We start from the raw sequence: 803 nt of genomic DNA, 5'->3' as shown, positions 1-803 counted from the left end.
GAGGGTGATGGCGCTGAAGAAGGTGTGGGCACAGCGGTCGTAGCGCATGGCGATGCGGCGCCAGTCTCTGAGTTTGCCGAACATGTTCTCGATGCGGTGCCGCTGGCGGTAGAGCTTTCTGTCATGCGGGATGCGCTTCTTGCGATCGCGACGTGAGGGAATGCAGGGCTCGATGCCCTGCGCGGTCAGGGCCTCGCGGAAGCGGTTGCTGTCATAGGCTTTGTCACCGATCAGGACTCGGGCGGGCGGCAAGGCGCTGAGCATCAGCGCGGCACCCTTGTGGTCGCTCATCTGGCCTTCGGAGAACAGCATGATCAGTGGGCGGCCATGCCCGTCCGAGACAACGTGCAGCTTGGAATTCAGGCCGCCCTTGGTACGTCCGATATGCCGGGGAACAGCCCCTTTTTGAGCAGGCTGGCCGCCGTGCGGTGCGCCTTGAGGTGAGTGGCGTCGATCATCAGTCGGTCCGGCTGGACCTTGCGCCCGGCCAAGCCTGCGAAGATGCGGTTGAAGACCCCCATGCGGCTCCAGTGGACGCAGTGGTTGTAGAGGGTCTTGTGCGGGCCGTACTCGGCAGGCGCATCGCGCCAGCGCAGACCGTTGTGGATGATGTGGATGATACCGCTGACGACCCGCTGGTCGTCGACCCGCGGCACACCATGCGAGAGCGGGAAGTAGGGCGTGATCCGCTCGATCTGTGCCTTTGTCAGCCAGAACAGGCCAGCCATGGCAGCACCTCCGGCCGCCATGGAATCACAGCAGGACCAAAGCGCAAGAGGTCCGTTAATAGGTCCTGAGCCTAG

General features: G+C 63.6%; 1 protein-coding gene. It reads right to left on the bottom strand.

What is annotated here, in order from left to right:
• Positions 1–728, bottom strand: a protein-coding gene (locus ACFOY6_RS24210) for an IS5 family transposase (protein WP_379652467.1) whose coding sequence is annotated in 2 segments (ribosomal slippage) — positions 1–395 and positions 395–728 — 729 coding nt annotated over the 2 segments. Because the reading frame shifts where the segments join, the coding sequence is not laid out codon by codon here. This gene is flagged as partial in the annotation.
• Between the last annotated feature and the right edge of the window lie 75 nt (positions 729–803).

Source organism: Teichococcus aestuarii, from assembly GCF_042651065.1.
Classification (GTDB): domain Bacteria; phylum Pseudomonadota; class Alphaproteobacteria; order Acetobacterales; family Acetobacteraceae; genus Pseudoroseomonas; species Pseudoroseomonas aestuarii.
This window is presented reverse-complemented; position numbering and strand designations above follow the sequence as displayed.